Raw genomic sequence first — 18,783 nt, forward strand, 5'->3', positions numbered from 1 at the left:
TTAAAGATCATCTGGAACGTATTCATCTGGTACTTCCTTGCAATCATATAATTTCATTTTCAGCTCTTTTTCCATTCTTTGTTTTAATATTGGTAGCTCATTTTCTTTTTCTTGTGGTGTTGGAGGAAAATAGAATTTATTGACGAAGAAGTATTCACCTTTTTTGTCTTTATCTGTGCAAGTAAAATGAGTACTGTAATCTCCATGATTCAAATGGGGCGAAGTTGAACAAGCTGAAACTAATACGCTGAGACCAAGTGCTAGCCAGTGAGTTTTAAATAGTGAGTTCAACATTCTGATATTCCATTCAAAGGTTTTTGGTTTAACGTTAGCTGGCTTAGTGTGTTTCTATGCGTATCGTGCCCACATATACCTTATCAATCAGTGAACTTAGCCCCTCTCTAAATAGTTCATCATCAGCATAGAGTTTAACCCTACGATATAGTCCGAATTTAAAACCCAGTTTATCGAGAGCGATGTCTTGCCACATATCAATCTCTGATATGTCCAATGATACAAGTTCTTGTTGATTGGAAGTATCAGCAATCACTACCTTTAAATAGCCATCGTTTTGACATGAAAAATCAATACGAGCATCCAGCCAACGCTGTTTGACTAAATCCCAGTCAATTTCAGCTAATACAGTGTCTTGCTCGCTGTGCAGTATTCTTAGCGCATTGTTTTCATTAGAAACACGCCGAGCAGTAAAAGTAAGCAGTGGGTGGTCAGCTTCCCCCTTTATTTGAAACAGATGTGAAAACGAATAACTTAATCCTATGTCATCCGTTTTGAATTGCCAGAAAACAGACATGGCTTCACCTTGCTCACAGGTCAATTGCTCAGGGCTATTCGCATATGTTTTTATTTCGCTGCGTTGTCGGTCTGTTTGCTCTATTGGAATGGCTCGGTCACCATCTTGTTCCAAGTGAAGTGTAAAGCTAAAGTGATCGCCAATATCACTATCTGTTGTAATTGCGAAATGCTCCGCATCGTGAGTTTCTGGTAAGTCTAAACTTCCTTCACCGAAAACAGCTTCAACTTGTTCTTTAGCTGATAGGTTAGAGTTGGCATTGGGTACGAGTAACGAGCGTGTTTCAACTGCTTTGTAGTCGAGTACTAGAGTAGCGGTATTATACCCATCAGTAATGGACAACTGTATCGAGTAATCACCTCGCACTAGAGGATTAAAATCTAGATAATCATTAGTTGTGCTTGATTGGTTACTTGATTCTGGCTGAGATAAAAACTGCCAAAGGTAACTTAATTCGTGTTGCTCAGGGTCATTTGATTGTTGAGCGTTTAACGATACTGTTTCTCCAGCAATTATTGACGTAAGCCTGTCCGAATACTCAATGTTAATTACAGGAGGCTCATTGACTGCAACATTCACTGTTAGTGATGTACTTTGCGAACGATTATTGGCATTTACCGTTAACATCAATTCATATTCACCTGAAACGTCAGCTATGAACTCAATGCCTTGGCTCGTATCGTTTAATATTGATACTTGGCTGTCAGATGGTTTGCTAGTCAGCTGCCATAAGTAGCTCAAGGAACCACTTCCTTCGCTTTTGGCGCCAGAAAGCTGGATACGATCTCCAGCGATAATATCACTGTTAAGTAATTCAATTTTTGGTATTAACGCTGTGGTTTCAGACTGTGAAGAGTCTGAACTGCCACCACCACAAGATGTAACTAATAGGGATAGAATAATTACGAATACAAATTTATTCATCAAAGTTACCTTTGCTATCTAACGATTGAATTATTTTACAACTGACAAATTAGCACCAAACCATTGGCTAAATAGGGCGTCATCCATATAGCACTGTGCTGTCGATTTAACGTCTTTTGGTAACACACAACCATAAAGCGGCTCCGTATGACCAATAAACGCATACACTGTTGAGCGAATGTATTTAGATGAAAACGCAATTAATTGAAATTTTTGATTGCGATATTCATCGTTAATTTTCACCGACTCACACGCCATTAATAGTGCCTGCTTTAAGTCAAAGTGAGTGTTATGGTTTTGTGGCTGTCCCGCATAAACTAAGGCTAAAATTTGGTTGCTAAATTGCTCAAGGGCTAACTGACAACTAGCGTTGCCATGCTGCGCCTCAAGCCAGCTGTCAAAACGTGCGACAGGCGAAGCAAGCTGTATTGTAACTTCATCTAGGTTAATATTTTGATTCGGGTAATAGTGCTGAATTCGCTTTTTGATTGCATCTGCTCTTGCAGATTCTGGCAAAGTAGGAATACAGCCCACATGCCTTTTTTCTTGGTAATACAGATAACGATTGATAGGGCGCAATGCTAACTCTTGCAAATTCTTCGCTATTGCTTCTTTATCTGGGTTTAAGTTTTTTTTCACTGCTCACCAACCACCGATAACATCACTATTTGGTCACCTTTTTATGCTCACAACCACTTTGCGGCGTATTACAACCAGAACGCTAGCAATGATCAAAGTTATCCAGCCGAACGAACCGCCGCTAGATTCTTGTTTAGCTGGTTCAATTGTTTCGGGGGGCGCTGTATTCGTATTACCAGTATTGCTTCCTCCTGTATTTGAGCCTCCAGTATCTTGGCCACCAGATGAACTTTTATTTGGTGTTACCGTCAGTAAGTTTCCATTTTTGTCGTAGGTATAACTGACTACAGTACCGTCTTTATAGGCAGCTTCTGTAATACGATTAGCATTGTCGTATTTGTAGTCGACAGCAAAAGTATTAAAGCTTAATAATAGAATAGCTTTACATAAAATTAGTTTATTCATTCTAGTTCCCCAAAAAACCATTCATGATTTATAGACTTTCGTTCACAATATTGATTCTGTTTCAAATTCTCAATGGCTTCTTTAATACTTTTATCGGCCTCAACTATGTGACTAATATGGCTTAGTCTTGCTCCTTCAGTACCGATGTGATCATATAATCCACACATAAAAGCAAATCTATCTTTTTCATCTTTATCAATATAAAGAATAGGTCTCTCATTCTTTATAATATGTGGACAAACAATTGCTAAATCATTCACGTCAACTTTATTCATTTGATATTTTATTTAGAATATATTCGACTTTTTCGTTGTACCTTAATTTAGGAGGCATCCATTCTAGTAAAAAGTCTTTTTTGCCTTTTTTTCTATTGCAACTCCTACAGCTGGCGGCTCCATTTTTTATCGTGGTTTTGCCACCCTTAATATAAGCCTTAACATGATCAGCTTCTAATGAGGTAGGACTACCTTTCTGTTTTTGTAATTGGATTTCGCAATAATAGCATTTACCGTCATATTTATCGTATAGCTCATTTCTTTCCTTCGAGTTATAGCTTCTTTTATTGGGGTTTACTTGCTGCGGTACACTTTTTTCTGAGGCTACCTTTTTACTATATTTATTGGCTTTAATGAGTGTGCTGGCACCTCCTGGTACAAATGGAAAAACTGCTGCACAACCATCTAAGGCAGTTCCAAATGCTGATCCAGCAGCTGACCAATATTTACCTTGTTCTATGTTATTATAGGTTTCTCTAACTCCAATCAAAACATTGGCAATATCCCAAGCAGTTTCAGCTGCTTGACCACTCGGATCTACCAAGTTCACCGGATCTCCGCCCACATAGGCATATCGGTTGAGCGAACCTAAATCACTAATATCTCCACGGATAGGGTCTTTGCTCACAAAACGGCGTAGCTCTGGTGAGTAATAACGGGCACGCATATAGATAAGGCCGTTATTATCGGTGATCACACCATCGCGGCCGTTGTAGCCGAATGGTGTTGTGATCGCTTGGTTTTGCTCTGCAAACTCTGGCGCATCAAAACGTGTACCAAATGGCGTATAGCCATAACGGGCAACCATATCACCATTTTGATCACTAATTGCGACTACTGAGCTACGATAGTCATAGTGAAAATAGTAGTCTTGTGCGGCTTGGTTGGCTTTCGATGTACGTTGAGAAACTAAACCATAAGGACTGTAGATGAAATAATGGTAATCTACCGAGTCATCAGGGTTAGTAACTTGCTGCCATGCGATTTGTGGTAAGCCGATATAATCTGGTAACAAAGCATAGCGAATTTGAGTTTCACCACTGTCATCTGAATAAGTCTGCGTATCACGCATCCCTTCAGCGTTGTAGGTATATTGGTGATTACCTGCACTGGTTAGTTGATTACGGGCATTAAAACTTAATGCCAAATCACCTACATTGAGTGTATTGCCATCAAGGTCAAAGTCAAAAGTTTCTGAATTTTTACTGGCAATACGGTTATCGGCTGAATAGGTCATTACCTGCTGAGTTAATAGCTCAACCGGTGGAGCAAACTCTGGGCTGATATCTTCCTTGATGACTTGCCCAATAGCATTGTAGGTATAATGCTGTTCAAGTATTACAGTGCCATCTGGCGCTTTATCAATACTGCTAGTTAGCCTATTTAAGTTGTCATAGGTGTTTTCCAGTACAGTACCGTTACCACGAGTCACTTTAGTAATGTTTTGGTTGGCATCGTATTCATACTCTGCTGCAATATCATTACTGCCCAGCTTACTTACCGATGTAACCAAATTCAGGGCATTATGCGTGTACTTAATTTGCGTGTTTAAGCTCTGGTTATTATTTAAGTATTGCAGCTGGGTAACATTACCCACATCATCAATCGCAAAGTTAATTCGCTGATCATCGTCAGCATTTTGTTTGTACTGACCAACGCGGTTAAAGCTGTCGTACAAACGAGAAATAGTGACACTGTTCTCTACAATGCTAATAGGATTACTATTAGCGTCCAAGCCGTAACTAACAGTAGAAATAGGGTCAGTAACGCTTATTAAACGTGAACTACCATCGTATTGATAGCTTGTTTGTTGATTGCGTCCATTAATGAAAGTACTTACTAAACCATTTTCATTGTATGCATATTGCAGCGCTACGTTATCAGCTGTGGTTTCAGTTTCGACTTGCGCATTGTTATTAAGGTCGAGTGTACGCGTGTCATCGGCTGGCGCAGTGACACCGGTAACATTGTTATCTTTATCATAGCTTTGCTTGGCAACTAGTGGCTCATCGGGATTACTTGGATGGGTAATACTGATTAGGCGAGAAAGTTTGTCATAAGCACTATGCCAAACCTGTGACAAGGCATTAGTTGTTTTGGTGATCTGCCCAAGTAAGTTATACACAGAAGATTGCTTGTTACCTGCGGCATCTTCTGTTTGTGTGGTGCGATCCATTGCATCAAACGTCACTTTGCTGGTATTGCCTTTAGCATCACTAGATTCAATTAGGTTGCCGTTTTCATCAAATTTGGCTGCTACTTTATTCCCTAATGCATCGGTTGTTTCGATAACTCGGCCTAGAGCGTCGCGTTTTATTACTGTGATATTGCCATTAGGATCGGTACTTTCGATTAAACGGCTTTCGCCATCGTATTTGTAGCTATGTACAACATCAGGCGTACTGTAGTGTTTGCTAACCCAGCGTTTTTCTAATAAATCACCTTGCCCGTTATAGCTATACTTAAATTTTCCTGCATAATCTATGGCCTCACTGTTATAGCGTTTATCACCATATTCCAGCACATTGCCTCTGGCATCATAAGTCCACGTTTCAGCATAATTGAGCGGGTCTTGTTTTCGAGTAACACGCCCCAAGCCATCACGCTCGTACGTGGTTGTGTTTCCTTGAAAGTCAGTTTCAGATTCTATAAAGCCATCTAAATCATAATATATGTTACGGCTATCGCCTTCTGGATTAGTTTCGCTAGTTAATAAGCCATTAGTATAAGTAAAGTAAGTGGTTCTTCCTTCAGGAGTAGTGATGCTCGTTTGCTGATTATTTTCGTCATAGGTAAACGACGTTGTTAATCCGAGTGCATTTGTGATGGTTGCAATGTTGTTAGTTCCCTCTACATAGCTATAAAGCGTTTCTTCTCCTAATGCATTGGCGTGTCTTATTAGGTTACGATTATTATCGTATTGGTTTTTATCAATTGCGCCGTCTGGTGTTGATAGGTCGGTGACATCGCCAAATTGAGTATAAGCCATACTGGTGGAGTAGCCTCTACCATTGGTAACTAAGGTTGGCTTGCCGTCTTGGTTGTATTCAAAGTTTTGTTCATGCGATAAAGCATTTACTTCCTTAACAAGCTGATAATTTTTATCAAAGGTTTTTTGAGTGATTTTACCGTTTCTATCGGTAATGGTTGTAATAACCTGTTCATAGGTTTCTTGATAGGCAAGACGAAGAGGTTCGTTGTCATTGCGTGAATCCTCCTGCTCTATAGCGCGACCTTTATTGTCGTATTTAGTTGAACTCACTAGAACAGTGTCTAGGAAGTGGTCTACGATTTGATCTAGGGCGTTATAGGTGAATTCTTCAACTGTGCCATCGGCATGTGTGATTTTGGTTAATCGCTTATCTTCATAGTTAAGATTAACTGTTCTACCCGCAGTGCTGGTTGCTTTAACTAAGAAACCATCTTGGTTATAGATGTAGTTGATACCTGCATTACTGATAGGATCGTATGCTTTTTTGAGGCGACTTTGCTCATCAAATTCAAAGTTAACACCTTGACCTTTGTGGTTTTCAATACGGGTTAAGAAATTAAATTCATTGAAAACATAGGTTAAGCGATTACGGCGTTCAACTGAGAAAGTCCCGTTTTCTAATTTTCTAAGCTTATCTAAACGGCAGCCAAAGCTTTCGGTATTGTATGTTCCATCACCTTTAGGGCTAAACTTATGTTGCTGATTATCTGACCATAAAATGGTGATATCACCATTTGCTGCTTCAGCAATTTGTGCTGCATAGGCATTGGCGAAATCCCAACCTATACCAATACCGCTTTGCCCACGAATAAGTGAGTTATAGCTGATATCAAAAGTAACGGGTACAACGCCATTTACAGTGAGTAATTGCTTGTACTCAACTTTAGCGCCGTTGCTTGGAATTATTGGGTTAGAATTGCTCAAAGCCGCGGCATTTATTGTGCATTGATCTTGAGCTCTAACTAATTCAGCCCCTTCGTAGCCTGAAACTACCTCTTCCGTTTCTTGAGACTGCACAACTGGAATGTTGTATTTAAAAGTACTTTCATTACCGCTCTCATCTGTTGCGATGAACTTCAGTGTTAAATCACTTAAATCGTTATTACTACGAGTATAAGAGAATACGATATCTTGTCCGTATGGGTTACTTACATTAACTTTGCGATCAAGATTATTATCACCTTCCCAGTCAGCTTGAATGCTTACCAGATCTCCGTCAACATCTTCACTTTTGACAATTAAAGTAAATTGCTCATCTAAAGTTACATAATCGGGTAAGTTATCAATCCATACAGAAGGCGCATTACCTTGGACTGCTGGCGTAACTTCTACATACCAATGCTCCGAGCCTGCAATAGGCTGGTTTTTATCGCTTGCATCTTTTATATAAAAACGTTTAGCGCCCTGTTCATCTGGGGTACAAGTTAAAGTTACAGTGCTTCCATTACTGCTAATATCAGTACAATGCCCTAACGTCCCCTGAATGTTTGCAATAATTTGCTCTGGTAAGTTTTCACCAACCAAAGTAAAGGTAGTACTACTGCCTTTTACAGCTCGTTTGGGGCTAAAGTCAATAAGGCGAGGATCTGTCGTTGGTGTTTCTTGTTCTATAAATACCGCAGTAAGCGTTAAATCTTCTTTAATGACTAAACTACAAGTTGCCGTCGTACATTGATTAGTTTGAGTAGGCTGATAACTCCACGAACTAAACTTCCAGCCCTCTTCAGCTACAGCCACTAGAGTGACTTGACTATTGTTTTCATATTGATAGCTGCATTTGGAGCCACAGTCGATATCTTTATTTAGTGAACTGTGTATCTTACCTTGACCTGACAGGTTGACTTTCAAGATAGAAACGTTACTAGCACTTTCTCGAACCAGAAACTCTTTTCTCCCTTGGTAGCTCGCTGTATTACCATCATTATCAGATGCTTGAAACTCAACTTCGTACTGACCGATGGCTGTCATGGTGACAGCTTTATTGAAGGTATAGCCCGTAGCAACCGAACCACTTATGGCATCTAATACGAGTTCAGTCCATGATGTTGTGCCTATTTTTCGGTAGCGAGCCTTTACGTTGATAATGGCTGTTGAATCTTGGTCTTGCCAAACGCTGGCCAAAGTAACTATATCATTTAGCGTAACCTCAGCTGGAGTAACACTACTTGAATTTAATGTTGGCGCACTATTACTCTCTTCAACTACCGTAAAGATTTTGCGCCCTTGATAGCTCGTGGTATTACTATCATTATCAGACGCTTGGAACTCAACTTCATACTGACCAATGGCAGTCATAGTGACAGCTTTGTTGAAGGTATAACCCGTAGCAACCTCGCCACTAATGGCATTCAACACGACTTCAGCCCATGATGATGTGCCCGTTTTACGATATCTCGCTTTAACATCGATAATGCTAGTGGAATCTGAATCTTTCCAAACGCTTGTTAACACAACATCATTATCTACCGTGACTGAAGTTGGAGAGGCACTACTTGAATTTAATGTTGGCGCACTATTACTCTCTTCAACTACCGTAAAGATTTTGCGACCTTGATAGTTTGCAGTATTGCCATCATTATCAGATGCTTGGAACTCAACTTCGTACTGACCAATCGCTGTCATGGTGATGGATTTATTGAAGGTATAGCCTGTTTTTACATTGCCGCTAATGTCATCAAGTACTACTTCAGTCCATGGTGTTGTGCCTGTTTTACGGTAGCGAGCCTTTACGTTGACAATGGCTGTTGAGTCTTGGTCTTTCCAAACACTTGTAAAAGTTACATTTTCATTCACATTGATTTCGTTTGAAGAAACACTCGACCTTATATGCTCTGGTGATTCATTAGGTTGTACTATGATTTGAGATATATTGACCGTATTACTTTTTAGGGCGCAAAGCTTTGAACTATCCCCCCTTAGCATAATTGCAACTTGAGCGTAATAATTACCGTTGCTTATGTTTTCTTTATGCTGAGATATAAAGCCTGCTGAAATGCTATGTAAATTTGATATTTGTGTTCGAGCAATAACATTGTCGTTCGAATCATAAATGCCTAACTGCGCTTTTAAATTTTGATGATCATTATCTGCTGGGTAGTTCCATTTAAATAGCGCTGTATTCTCTGTAGTTTCAGATACGCTCATAGTTCCGCTAACAAGAATGCCATCGGAAATCATTCTTTGGACATTACTATCATTACAGCCTCTCAGGCTCAATGACGGATTAGCATCTGAAATATTCAATTCAGCTAGCGAGTTACTAGAGAAAGTTAGAGTGGAAATTATCAGTAATGAATTGAGTACAATATTCGCCAGTGCCTTCACAGAAGTAACATCCTAAAAATGAAAACTTATATAAAACGAACATTATTTGTAACTTTGAAAAGCAAGTTTATCAAGATAAAAGTAAATGAAATTCAATAATTTAGGTGTTTTGGGAAAAGTTTGGGAAAATGAGAAAATATTGGGAAAATAGTGAGGCTAATAAGTTACTCTTCAACACTCAATGAAGAATATATGAGCAAATTCGTGCTGAAAATCAATCACATTGCCTTTTTGTTGTTCCCTTACTTTGTTACGATTTACAAGCTTAGGATCGTTAATGTTGTGGTAAAGATAAGGTCGTCTTGATGAATGCAAAACAAGGGCAGTCAATTCTAAAAAATAAAATAGCTGACATGTGCAGAAAAAAAGGTGTGAAGATGCCTTTTGTTTATGACCTGCTCTGTATTTCTAGTTCATCCTATTATAGAGTTTTATCAAAACCGCTTTCCGATCTTCACGTAGAGCGATTAGCCGATTTTTTAGATGTTTCAATTGAAACGATCCACAGTTGGCACCCTATAACCACTCAGCTAGATACTTCTAACGTTGATATTGAGGTAGCTGAAAACAAGCCTAAACAGTTTGAACAAATTGAGCTTCAAGAAGATATATCCTCTCCAGAGCAAACGGATGATACGTCTCTCCGATTACACAGCTCTAACAGCCAAAAAAGCAAAAACCAGTATGTTTGGTTACTCGCTATACTGGTGCTTATAACAGTGTTCTCTATCGTTTATATTAAAAACTCGGAAACCTACTTTCTGCATCACAAAGGTAAATTTTCTGGCTTTGGCACTGATTATGATATTTCAAGTGTTGAAGGGCTTAGTGATTTTCATACACAGCTGTATGCGTACAAATTTGAAAATGTCGAAGTTACTATTAATGGCGACAACATTGAAATGCTCACCAATATTTACACTAATAGTATTGACGGAGAAAATGCAGATTACATAGGTATTTTTAAAGCGACTGGTAAATACCTAAATGGTTTTGCTGCTATGCACTACAAAATTGTTGCTGATTCAAATGGTGAAGAGTGGATAGGGGTAATGATGTTAAAAATTGGAACAACAGGTCATGGCAAGGGCTATTGGCTTACCGCACACAATGACAATGGTGTAACCAGTGTTGGACCTTTTGCATTTGGTGATGCGAATTTAAGACGGGTACAAGAAAAAATTAATAAGATTATTACCGAATCAAATTGAATGCCTTCAACTTCTTAAATTTAACAGACCCTGTAACACATTTTGTGTAACTGCCAGTTTTAAATAACATCTTTTAATCGGTCTTCGAATTCGATCATAAATCGATTTAAGGCCGATTTCCAATTTCTTATCGGCATCGTCCATTTTTTAGATGCCTGCTCAATAGCTAAGTAAACCACCTTTTTCGCCGAATCGTCATGTGGGAACAGCTTACGTTTCTTAATGGCTTTACGTATAACTGAGTTCAGCGATTCAATAGCGTTGGTGGTGTAAATAGCTTTTCTGATATCTTCAGGGTAATTGAAGATGGTACTAACGTTTTGCCAGTTATTTCGCCATGAGCGAGAGATATTGGGATATTTACTGTCCCAGCGTTGCTCAAACTGCTCTAAGGCCATTAAGGCTTCATCTTCAGTTACCGATTGGTATATGCGCTTTAAATCAGCCGTGATGGCTTTGTAGTCTTTCCACGGCACAAACTTCAATGAATTACGCACCATATGAACAATACAAAGCTGAATTTGTGTGTCAGGATAAACGGTATTAATTGCATCAGGGAAACCTTTAAGGCCATCGACACAGGCGATAAGGATATCTTTGACGCCACGGTTTTGAAGCTCCGTTAATACGTTAAGCCAGAACTTCGCGCCTTCGTTTTCTGATATCCACATACCTAGAAGTTCTTTATGGCCTTCGATATTCACGCCTAAGGCTAAGTAAATGGCTTTGTTGATGACTTGCTTATCTTGGCGTATTTTTACAACCAAGCAGTCGAGATAGACGATTGGGTAAACAGCATCAAGCGGCCTGGCTTGCCACTCGACGACTTGAGCGATAACCGCATCAGTCACACGAGAAATCAGTGTTGGTGAAACATCTGCATCGTACATTTCCTTGAATGTGGACACGATTTCACGAGTCGTCATGCCTTTGGAATACAGATATAAAATCTTGTCATCCATTGACGTAAAGCGGGTTTGATTCTTTTTAACCAGTTGAGGCTCAAAACTAGAATCTCTATCACGAGGTGTATCTAAATCAATCTCGCCATCTTCTGTTCGTATAGTTTTGGGCGAATAGCCATTGCGTGAATTATCGTTGATGGATTGCTCATGACGAACATAACCAAGGTGTTCATCCAGCTCCGCATTAAGCGCAGCTTCAACCGTTACCTTGGTAAGCATTTTACGAAAGTTCGTTAAATCTGCTTCCGTTTTGATGGATTTAGCCGCTTGCTTGGCAAAGACTTCAAGTTCTTTCTTGTTCATAACTACCTATCCTAAACCCTATATGGGTATTAATAATAGGCAGTTACACAGATTTAGTTACAGAGTCATTTAACAAGAACTATGCAACGGATGAGTCACATAGTTCTATTTTTCACTAACAGTTAATTTGTCTAAATAATTTTGAACTTCTTCATAAAATAATTCCCCTTTCCCTTGGCTAGCTGCTGCCGTAGAGGAAATTTTTAAGTAATCAATAAGAGATTCTTCTGAGCCATCAAGGATCATTCCAAATAGCTCATCAGTGTTATCATGATTATCCTGAGCGAAAACAAGTGAGTTGATATATTCACTGCGTTTTTGATTATCAATAATCACTATAGGGTAGCCTGAGCGTAAAAGTGAGAGGTTCATAAGTAATCGAGCTGTCCGGCCATTACCATCTTTGAAAGGGTGAATAGAAACGAAACGATAATGCACTTCAGTAGCTAGTTTTAGAGGGTGTAATGATTTAGCTTCCTGTGAATTCATCCAATCAACAAATTCATCCATCAATCCTGATACGAGAAAGTGAGCTGGATACGTATGACCAGTACCAGCAGCTCTTACATCGAGTTGTCTATACCTTCCTGCTTCCTCAATGCTAATCCCCCTCATAATGACATTATGAATATCTTTAATTTCACGAAGTGTAATTGGTTGTTCTTTTCTAGAGAGGCTTTCAATATAGTCAATAGCTTCTTTGTGTCCTATTGCTTCTAAATGTTCTGAAAGCTGTTTTCCTCCAACAGTAATTCCCTTTTCGATCACCAACTCTGTTTCGCTTTGAGTAAGCGTATTACCTTCAATAGCATTAGAATTGTATGTAAATTTCACATCGTATTGTTTCTTCAGTTCTTCAACGATTTCATAAGAAAGAGGTCTAAAACTATCAAGCCATTTTTTCAGTGTATCTACTTGTGAAATTTTTTCTGATAAGTCCATATTGTTTCGCTTATTTAATATTTGAGTAATAAGGTCTGAGACATCACTAACCTTGCCTTCAACAAGCATGTTGATAAAGCCTTGGTATAAAGCTTCTGTTTTTTCAGGTACTGAATTATTTGTACTACTCATAAACGCTATTTACTGAATGAAGTTCTAAGATATTATTTCTAACTAATTGTATTATACCTATAAAGTGCAAAGATCAAGCAGAGCATATTTATATTTCAAACCAAAACTTGGTTATCTTTTATTTAGCATTAATTTTTACTTGGAATTATGTTCAATCTGATAGCTCAGACGCTTCTAAATGGTTAATTTCGTGGTGCAAATCTGTGAGTTTTTTGAGGTCTATTTTGGCTATGGATTCATAAAAAGTTCAATAGTCGAACTTTTCAGGTGTACCAAATAAGAACACAAGCATTTTAGAGCTTTTAAATAGCGGAGAATCCTCTATTTTGAGCTCTTTTTTGTGGTTTATAAAAAGTTCAATCCCACAAGACTTGATCACCATCGCCTTTACTCTATCTGAAGCCTTACAATAGGCATCATATAGCCCACTAGACAGTTCAATTACTCGTTGGGTGATTTCCGTGACATTTTTACTGCTCAGTTTCTTTTTTTGCTCTGATAATTCAAATATGTCTGCGTCAATTTGGTTGTTTTTAAATAAGAAGACATCATTATTGATTGATGCATCAATTTTTAAATCTAGTAATCTCTCTTGTCTTGATTTGAGCATATTTATTCTATGCTCAAGTTGCTCAATAGATAAATTCACATGCTTATGCTGCCTTTCTATTAGCTTTGTGATTATTTTTTCATCCAGCGATTTAAAAGGGCTTAATTTGTTATCAAAACATCTTAAATATCACCCAAATTCATTAAAGATAATTTGCTGATTGATGTTTACCTTTTCCTTACTTTTCGAGTGATTCATATAGTAGATATGTCATTTTTTAGTATAAGCCGTGAGCTTTTTACCTGAGATATCTTTTACAAATCACTTTAAGTGGTAAGGGGTCGCATCACTTTTAGGTTTGGGATTAGGAGCGGATGTTAGTTCATATGTTCATTTTCAAATCGCATTAGCGCGTTCAAAAACTTCTTTTGTGATGATCGGCCTATGATTTCAAATGATGTATTTTCATGACCATTTAAAGGCTCAATAGTAAAATGTTTTAGTTATTATGCGATGAATGGCACTTGGCTCTAAGCTTGTATCTATGTTGTTGCCATATTTGTTAGCAATAGTTTTTCAAATGTTTCGGAAGGATTTTCAGTCACACCTTAACTCAAAGATCTCTTTGACTATAGTTGCAGAATATTTATCAACTCTAATGGCTTTATTTCATTTTCTCACAGTAATATTTTTATAACCAAAAGGAGCTTTGCTGAGAAACCTTCACGTATTTTGGGTGCATGACAGCATTTTATTTTTTACGTCATGACTTCTGTCTTCGTTATCCATCTTTGATAAGGATAAATCAAGTTGCAATAAAAACTTATCTCTCGAATTTCATGATAGATATTGGCGTGATGTACCAAGTATTCACTGAATATTTTGTTTATCCAGCAAGTCAATGACTCTAGACGTATCAATGTTATTTCTCGATAATCTTTTAGGCTCATCAATAATGATGTAGTCGATATTCCTACGCTTACAAATATCAATTAAACGATTAAATCAGGGGCGTGCGTATTCTTGTTTTGCACTTTTACTTTCTGAGATTTCTTCAACAACTTGTATTCATTGTTCAATTGCTGTTTGACGGCAATTACTAAGCTGATGCGTTAGCGTATTAGCTTGTTTATCATCCCTATCAGTTGATTTCCTGTAATATATTATTCCCTTCATAATTACTTGTTATTGAATAAGCTATCTATACGGTCATTACATGCTTAAACTGAGTTTGAGTCATGTAAGCCCTCAAGAATTGAATTCCATATCAAAGCTCTTTTTAATATGTCATATTTTTTTACCTTGCGGTGCTTCTTTTGAATTTCATTAATAAATTCAAACTCTTTAGGTAGTGTAATTTTTTGATTTACGGGGCACATATTAATTGTATTCTGAAAAAATATAAGTCAAGAAAATCGCTTAAAATAGATCTCCTTGAGTGATTTTAAATAGATGATCATCTCAACTTTTTCTTAATCGTAGTAATAGCTAGATTTAAAGTTTTAATCTTCTCTTCTTCTTGCTTTTTCAAAGCCTCACTCAAGCCTGAAAGCTTGTCTGCGTGATACTTTGATACCAACGCCTTATACGCTCGCTTGTACTCAAGCAGTGTTTTTCCAGCACTCAATCCGAGTATTTCACAGGCTTCTTCAAATACTAACGGGTTTAGATGCCATTTATCTTTTTCTGATGGTGAATCTGCTCTTTGGGATTGTTGATAGCTTGATCCTTGGTTCTTTTGTCGTTGTTTACGGTCAAATTGCTTTTGTTTTCGTTTCAGGTCTTCTTCTTGTCGTCTGAGCTGTTCCTCAGCTTGCGCCTTTTGGCGGCGTATATCTTCTTCAAACTGTCGCTTTTGTTCGTGAAGTTCTTGCTCGACTTGGGCTTTTTGCGTGTGAAGGTCATTGATATAGCTTTCGTTTAACTTTCTTAGTTTGAGCGTACCAAAGACCCCAGAGATATAGTCCATAACGCTGGAAATAGGCCGTTTAAAATTAAGAATTGCACCTAGAATGAAAAAAACAGTAGCAAAGTTTCTATTATCTAATTGCAACATAACTGGTGCGACAGCAAAAAATAGCACAAAAGCACCAAGTAATATCAAAAAAGGGTTAAGGCGTATAAACAGCTTCCCTATGAGATACCCCATAGTCATAAATCCAGCTGCGCCAAAGAGTAGTTCCGTCATAGTTGTTGTATCTTCCTATATATCGGCTTCCATGTATGAGTAAGCAGCCCCAAAACAAAAGCGAGCGTTAACGGCCACCAATCAACATCTGAAATAAATACAAATACAGGTGACATCACAATCAACACGATTACTCCCAATATTGATGTTCCATTTCTGAAAAACCAACCAATAAACAGGCCGACAAACCAAGTAATTGAAAGGAAAATAAGGATTGCCGAGTTCATACTTATATCCTCAATTTACTGTCAAAATTTAAGGTAAATTTATTAGTCGTTGAGCAAGCAGGTTTGTTCTTTGTTAAGCGCCTATATCTTCCATGCTCAAAATACTTAGTGCAGTTCAAGATAGCCGCAGGGTAATTTTTAGAAATATAGATGGCTTCATTGTCTTGCAACATTCGTATTTGGTCTGGAGCAAGAAGTTGTTGTTCTTGCCTACTTTCAACAATATTGCCGAAGCTTTCTTTTTGATGGATAAACTTATTCCCTAGTATCTGAGAAAACTCACTATTAGTATCTAAGTCACCACCACGATAAATTAAATAACTGCCTATCCCTGATTTGATTGCTTTGGCTGTTTGTTCACCGTACTTTTGACTCAGCTGAGAAATGCCTTGAAATATCAGTGATAAAGAAACTCTATACTTTCTCAGGTTATTGATTGAAATATTAAATTCGTGAATGTAGCTATTACCAAATTCATCGAGTAAGCCAAATATATCTAACTCATTTGCAGTTGGTTTTTTCTGCATGAGTGTAGATATCAACCTTATGTAAAACAGATCAATAATAAACTGGTAATAGCCTTGTTTTGCTTCTGAGAAGTTTAAGTAAATAACTGTTTTTTGCTTTCGTATCTCTTGCAGATTGAGTGTGTCTGAGCAAAGAAGCTTTTGAATATTTGGGTTTGATAATTGTTTGAGTGCCGTTTTGCAGATAGTGACATAACTGCTGAGCATTTTCTCGTTACTCGATATGATCCCTAACCAAGATTGCCACAGTGTTCTATCGTTGTAGTCTTGTGGGTTAATTGAGTTTTCAGCAACCCAATCTTCGATTGCTCGACCATCACTACCGAAAAGCGTAATGAGTGAGTTCAACTCAACAAGGTTCAGCTCTTGAGTTTGAGAATAAGATAAACATTTGGCTAGCACCTCTAGTATGCTTATAGCTCCTTCGTTCCATATTGGCTCTTTATCTGCGCCATATTTCGTCATGATAATAGAGGTACAAATTTGCTCTATTTCCATAGTATCTTGGGCTGTGAGTCCAGCAAATGGATTAAATCTGGCTGATTGTTCTAAACTCTCAGGATTAAGAATCTGAACTCGATATCCTTGTTTTTCTAGGTAACCGCTGGTGAGTTGAAATATCTCTCCACTGGGATCATTTATTATCATAGAACAATCTTTACTGCCCAGCTCTAAGACATTTGGCACAATAAAGGCAGTGGTTTTTCCTGAACCAGGCTTAGCAATAACAGCTAAGTGTTCATACGAATCAGTGAGTGAAATTCTCTGATCATTACCATTAATCAATAGCCCTTTATTTGAGCGTGAAAAAATACTCGACAGCTCTTTATTGTTGGCAAGCCTTGCACCACTTTCACGAGAAAGTAATTTCTTCTTGGCGAAGTAACTGCCAATTTTAAATATACTTGAAAACGTGTCTTTGAGTATTTTTGACAAGTTTAATGCTCCTTACCACGATCACGATCTTTGTTATGAGATTGCTTACGAATATTTTCAGCTTGAGCCTTTCTTCGTTCTAGCTCGGTTACAGAACGTTGAGAGGATGTTTGGCTTGTTGTATGAGAGCTTTGGGTCTGTTTATTCTTTTCAGCAGCTTGACCTCGTTTCTTATCCTCTTCTTTTTGAGAATGCTCTGGCTCACTGATTCTCGTCTCAAATTCTTTAAACTCAGCTTCGAGTTTTAGGGTTTTTAAACGATATTTTTTGCCATCTTCTAATGTTATAAAGCCAATGGCTTTACCACGGTTATACATCTGAATATTATTTTGAGCTAAACGAGCGAAAAAGTTTTGCATACTTTTTGATTGCGCAAAAATACTGTTGAGCGTCTTGTAAACGTTTTCTCTTTTCTCCAAACGACCACCTCTGCGCTTTACCTCGCTAGCCTTATTTGATTGGTGAGTTTTTCGCTGCTTTGATGTAGCACTAATTAAAATATCCTGTTCAAGCTCTGGATAGGTAGCAATGACGTACTTTTCTGTTTCTCTCTTTGCTTTATCAAATTCGAACTTTGTAAGACGTTGATTTACTGGTGAGTCAACTTCATTACTACTGATCATTAGGTGGTAATGGACGTTGTTATCTTTTTCATCATGTAAGTAACCGGCAACAAGGTTTCGGTCACAACGTTTTTGCACATAAACTTGAATAATATCGAGCAAACGTTGTTTTTCTTCCGCTAAGGTCAGTTTTGAAGATTTGGTAATCGAGATAACTTCATGAAATAAGTAATTGCCGTTTTTTCGAGATTTTACAAACCTAGCATTATTTAAAAATTCTCTGACAATATCTTTATCTTGTGTGGCGTATAGGTTGTGACGAAAAACGTCATATTCACTACTCAGTGACGAGCCACTTTTCATATAATGATAAAGTTGAGAGAAGCTTTTAGTTTTTCTGCTCATTGATTTAATGATCATGATCCACCTTGCCATGAACATAATTAACGACTGTCTCTTCGAGTCTTTTTAGCTCCATAAGTAAGTCATTTTCATGTACCATAACTTTTAACGTATGTGAGCGATGTACCACTTGATTTATATTGTTCGCTATATTGCGAATTAAAAACTTAACCTCGCTGAGTTCTTGTTTTATATCATCTGGCAGGTACGGACTTTGCTCTAGCTTTTCTTGCAGAGCGTTGTATACAAATGAGGTTGGCTTGAGTGAAAGCCTATCGGCTAAATATTCGATTTTCTGATAGTCAGAATTAGAAACGGTAAGATTAATCCGCCTGTGCTGGCTTTTGTATTTGTTTAAATAATCTCGACGTTTTTCGTCCATGACTCCACCTATTCACTTGCTTGGCTTCAAGGGTTCTTAGGGATTTCTCCCTAAGCAAGATAGCAAAGTGTCGTAACGACTTTGC

15 protein-coding genes are annotated in these 18,783 nt (G+C 37.9%); 1 reads left to right on the forward strand and 14 read right to left on the reverse strand.

The window, feature by feature from the left end:
* From DXX93_RS18675 to DXX93_RS18700, 6 genes are read right to left on the reverse strand one after another with little or no spacing between them, the layout of a single operon-like run.
* On the reverse strand, window positions 1-294 hold the full coding sequence (locus DXX93_RS18675; RefSeq protein WP_116009425.1) for a hypothetical protein: 294 nt from the start codon (window positions 292-294) through the stop codon (window positions 1-3).
* A 43-nt stretch (window positions 295-337) separates the two neighbouring features.
* On the reverse strand, window positions 338-1,735 hold the full coding sequence (locus tag DXX93_RS18680; protein ID WP_116009426.1) for a PKD domain-containing protein: 1,398 nt from the start codon (window positions 1,733-1,735) through the stop codon (window positions 338-340).
* Window positions 1,736-1,765: 30 nt separating this feature from the next.
* Window positions 1,766-2,374 carry a hypothetical protein gene (locus DXX93_RS18685; protein ID WP_116009427.1) on the reverse strand — a complete coding sequence of 203 codons (609 nt, stop codon included), beginning with the start codon at window positions 2,372-2,374 and terminating at the stop codon, window positions 1,766-1,768.
* Window positions 2,375-2,407: 33 nt separating this feature from the next.
* On the reverse strand, window positions 2,408-2,779 hold the full coding sequence (locus DXX93_RS18690; RefSeq protein ID WP_181902268.1) for a GlyGly-CTERM sorting domain-containing protein: 372 nt from the start codon (window positions 2,777-2,779) through the stop codon (window positions 2,408-2,410).
* A complete protein-coding gene (locus DXX93_RS18695) occupies window positions 2,776-3,054 on the reverse strand; it encodes a hypothetical protein (protein ID WP_116009428.1) in 279 nt (92 codons plus the stop codon). Before DXX93_RS18695 ends, DXX93_RS18690 begins: the two co-directional genes overlap by 4 nt.
* Window positions 3,047-9,190 carry an RHS repeat-associated core domain-containing protein gene (locus DXX93_RS18700; RefSeq protein WP_181902269.1) on the reverse strand — a complete coding sequence of 2,048 codons (6,144 nt, stop codon included), beginning with the start codon at window positions 9,188-9,190 and terminating at the stop codon, window positions 3,047-3,049. Before DXX93_RS18700 ends, DXX93_RS18695 begins: the two co-directional genes overlap by 8 nt.
* A 485-nt stretch (window positions 9,191-9,675) precedes the next feature.
* Here DXX93_RS18700 and DXX93_RS18705 point away from each other — a divergent pair, with 485 nt between their 5' ends.
* Complete coding sequence (locus tag DXX93_RS18705) at window positions 9,676-10,581, forward strand: hypothetical protein (protein WP_116009430.1); 906 nt, start codon at window positions 9,676-9,678, stop codon at window positions 10,579-10,581.
* Between the two features lie 59 nt (window positions 10,582-10,640).
* Here the strand turns inward: DXX93_RS18705 and DXX93_RS18710 are convergent, their stop codons facing one another.
* The 8 genes from DXX93_RS18710 to DXX93_RS18750 all read right to left on the reverse strand — a co-directional run bounded on the left by DXX93_RS18710 (window position 10,641) and on the right by DXX93_RS18750 (window position 18,698).
* Window positions 10,641-11,849 (reverse strand): IS256 family transposase, encoded by a 1,209-nt coding sequence (locus tag DXX93_RS18710; RefSeq protein WP_116007348.1) that lies wholly within the window; start codon window positions 11,847-11,849, stop codon window positions 10,641-10,643.
* 105 nt (window positions 11,850-11,954) lie between these two features.
* Entirely contained in the window at window positions 11,955-12,923 is a 969-nt protein-coding gene (locus tag DXX93_RS18715; RefSeq protein WP_220347584.1) for a Fic family protein, read from the reverse strand.
* A gap of 247 nt (window positions 12,924-13,170) precedes the next feature.
* On the reverse strand, window positions 13,171-13,572 hold the full coding sequence (locus tag DXX93_RS18720; RefSeq protein ID WP_116009431.1) for a hypothetical protein: 402 nt from the start codon (window positions 13,570-13,572) through the stop codon (window positions 13,171-13,173).
* A gap of 771 nt (window positions 13,573-14,343) precedes the next feature.
* The gene (locus DXX93_RS21215; protein ID WP_116010049.1) at window positions 14,344-14,466 is read right to left on the reverse strand and encodes a hypothetical protein; all 123 of its coding nucleotides are present in this window, start codon (window positions 14,464-14,466) and stop codon (window positions 14,344-14,346) included.
* Window positions 14,467-14,929: 463 nt separating this feature from the next.
* A complete protein-coding gene (locus DXX93_RS18730) occupies window positions 14,930-15,661 on the reverse strand; it encodes a hypothetical protein (protein ID WP_116009432.1) in 732 nt (243 codons plus the stop codon).
* Window positions 15,662-15,890: 229 nt separating this feature from the next.
* Window positions 15,891-17,351: a type IV secretory system conjugative DNA transfer family protein gene (locus DXX93_RS18740; RefSeq protein ID WP_116009434.1), complete on the reverse strand. Its 1,461-nt coding sequence runs from the start codon at window positions 17,349-17,351 to the stop codon at window positions 15,891-15,893.
* A gap of 2 nt (window positions 17,352-17,353) precedes the next feature.
* On the reverse strand, window positions 17,354-18,334 hold the full coding sequence (locus DXX93_RS18745; RefSeq protein ID WP_116009435.1) for a hypothetical protein: 981 nt from the start codon (window positions 18,332-18,334) through the stop codon (window positions 17,354-17,356).
* Window positions 18,324-18,698 (reverse strand): hypothetical protein, encoded by a 375-nt coding sequence (locus DXX93_RS18750; RefSeq protein WP_116009436.1) that lies wholly within the window; start codon window positions 18,696-18,698, stop codon window positions 18,324-18,326. The genes DXX93_RS18745 and DXX93_RS18750 overlap by 11 nt, the downstream gene beginning before the upstream one ends.
* Window positions 18,699-18,783 lie beyond the last annotated feature (85 nt).

It is taken from the genome of Thalassotalea euphylliae, from assembly GCF_003390335.1.
Lineage (GTDB): Bacteria > Pseudomonadota > Gammaproteobacteria > Enterobacterales > Alteromonadaceae > Thalassotalea_F > Thalassotalea_F euphylliae_B.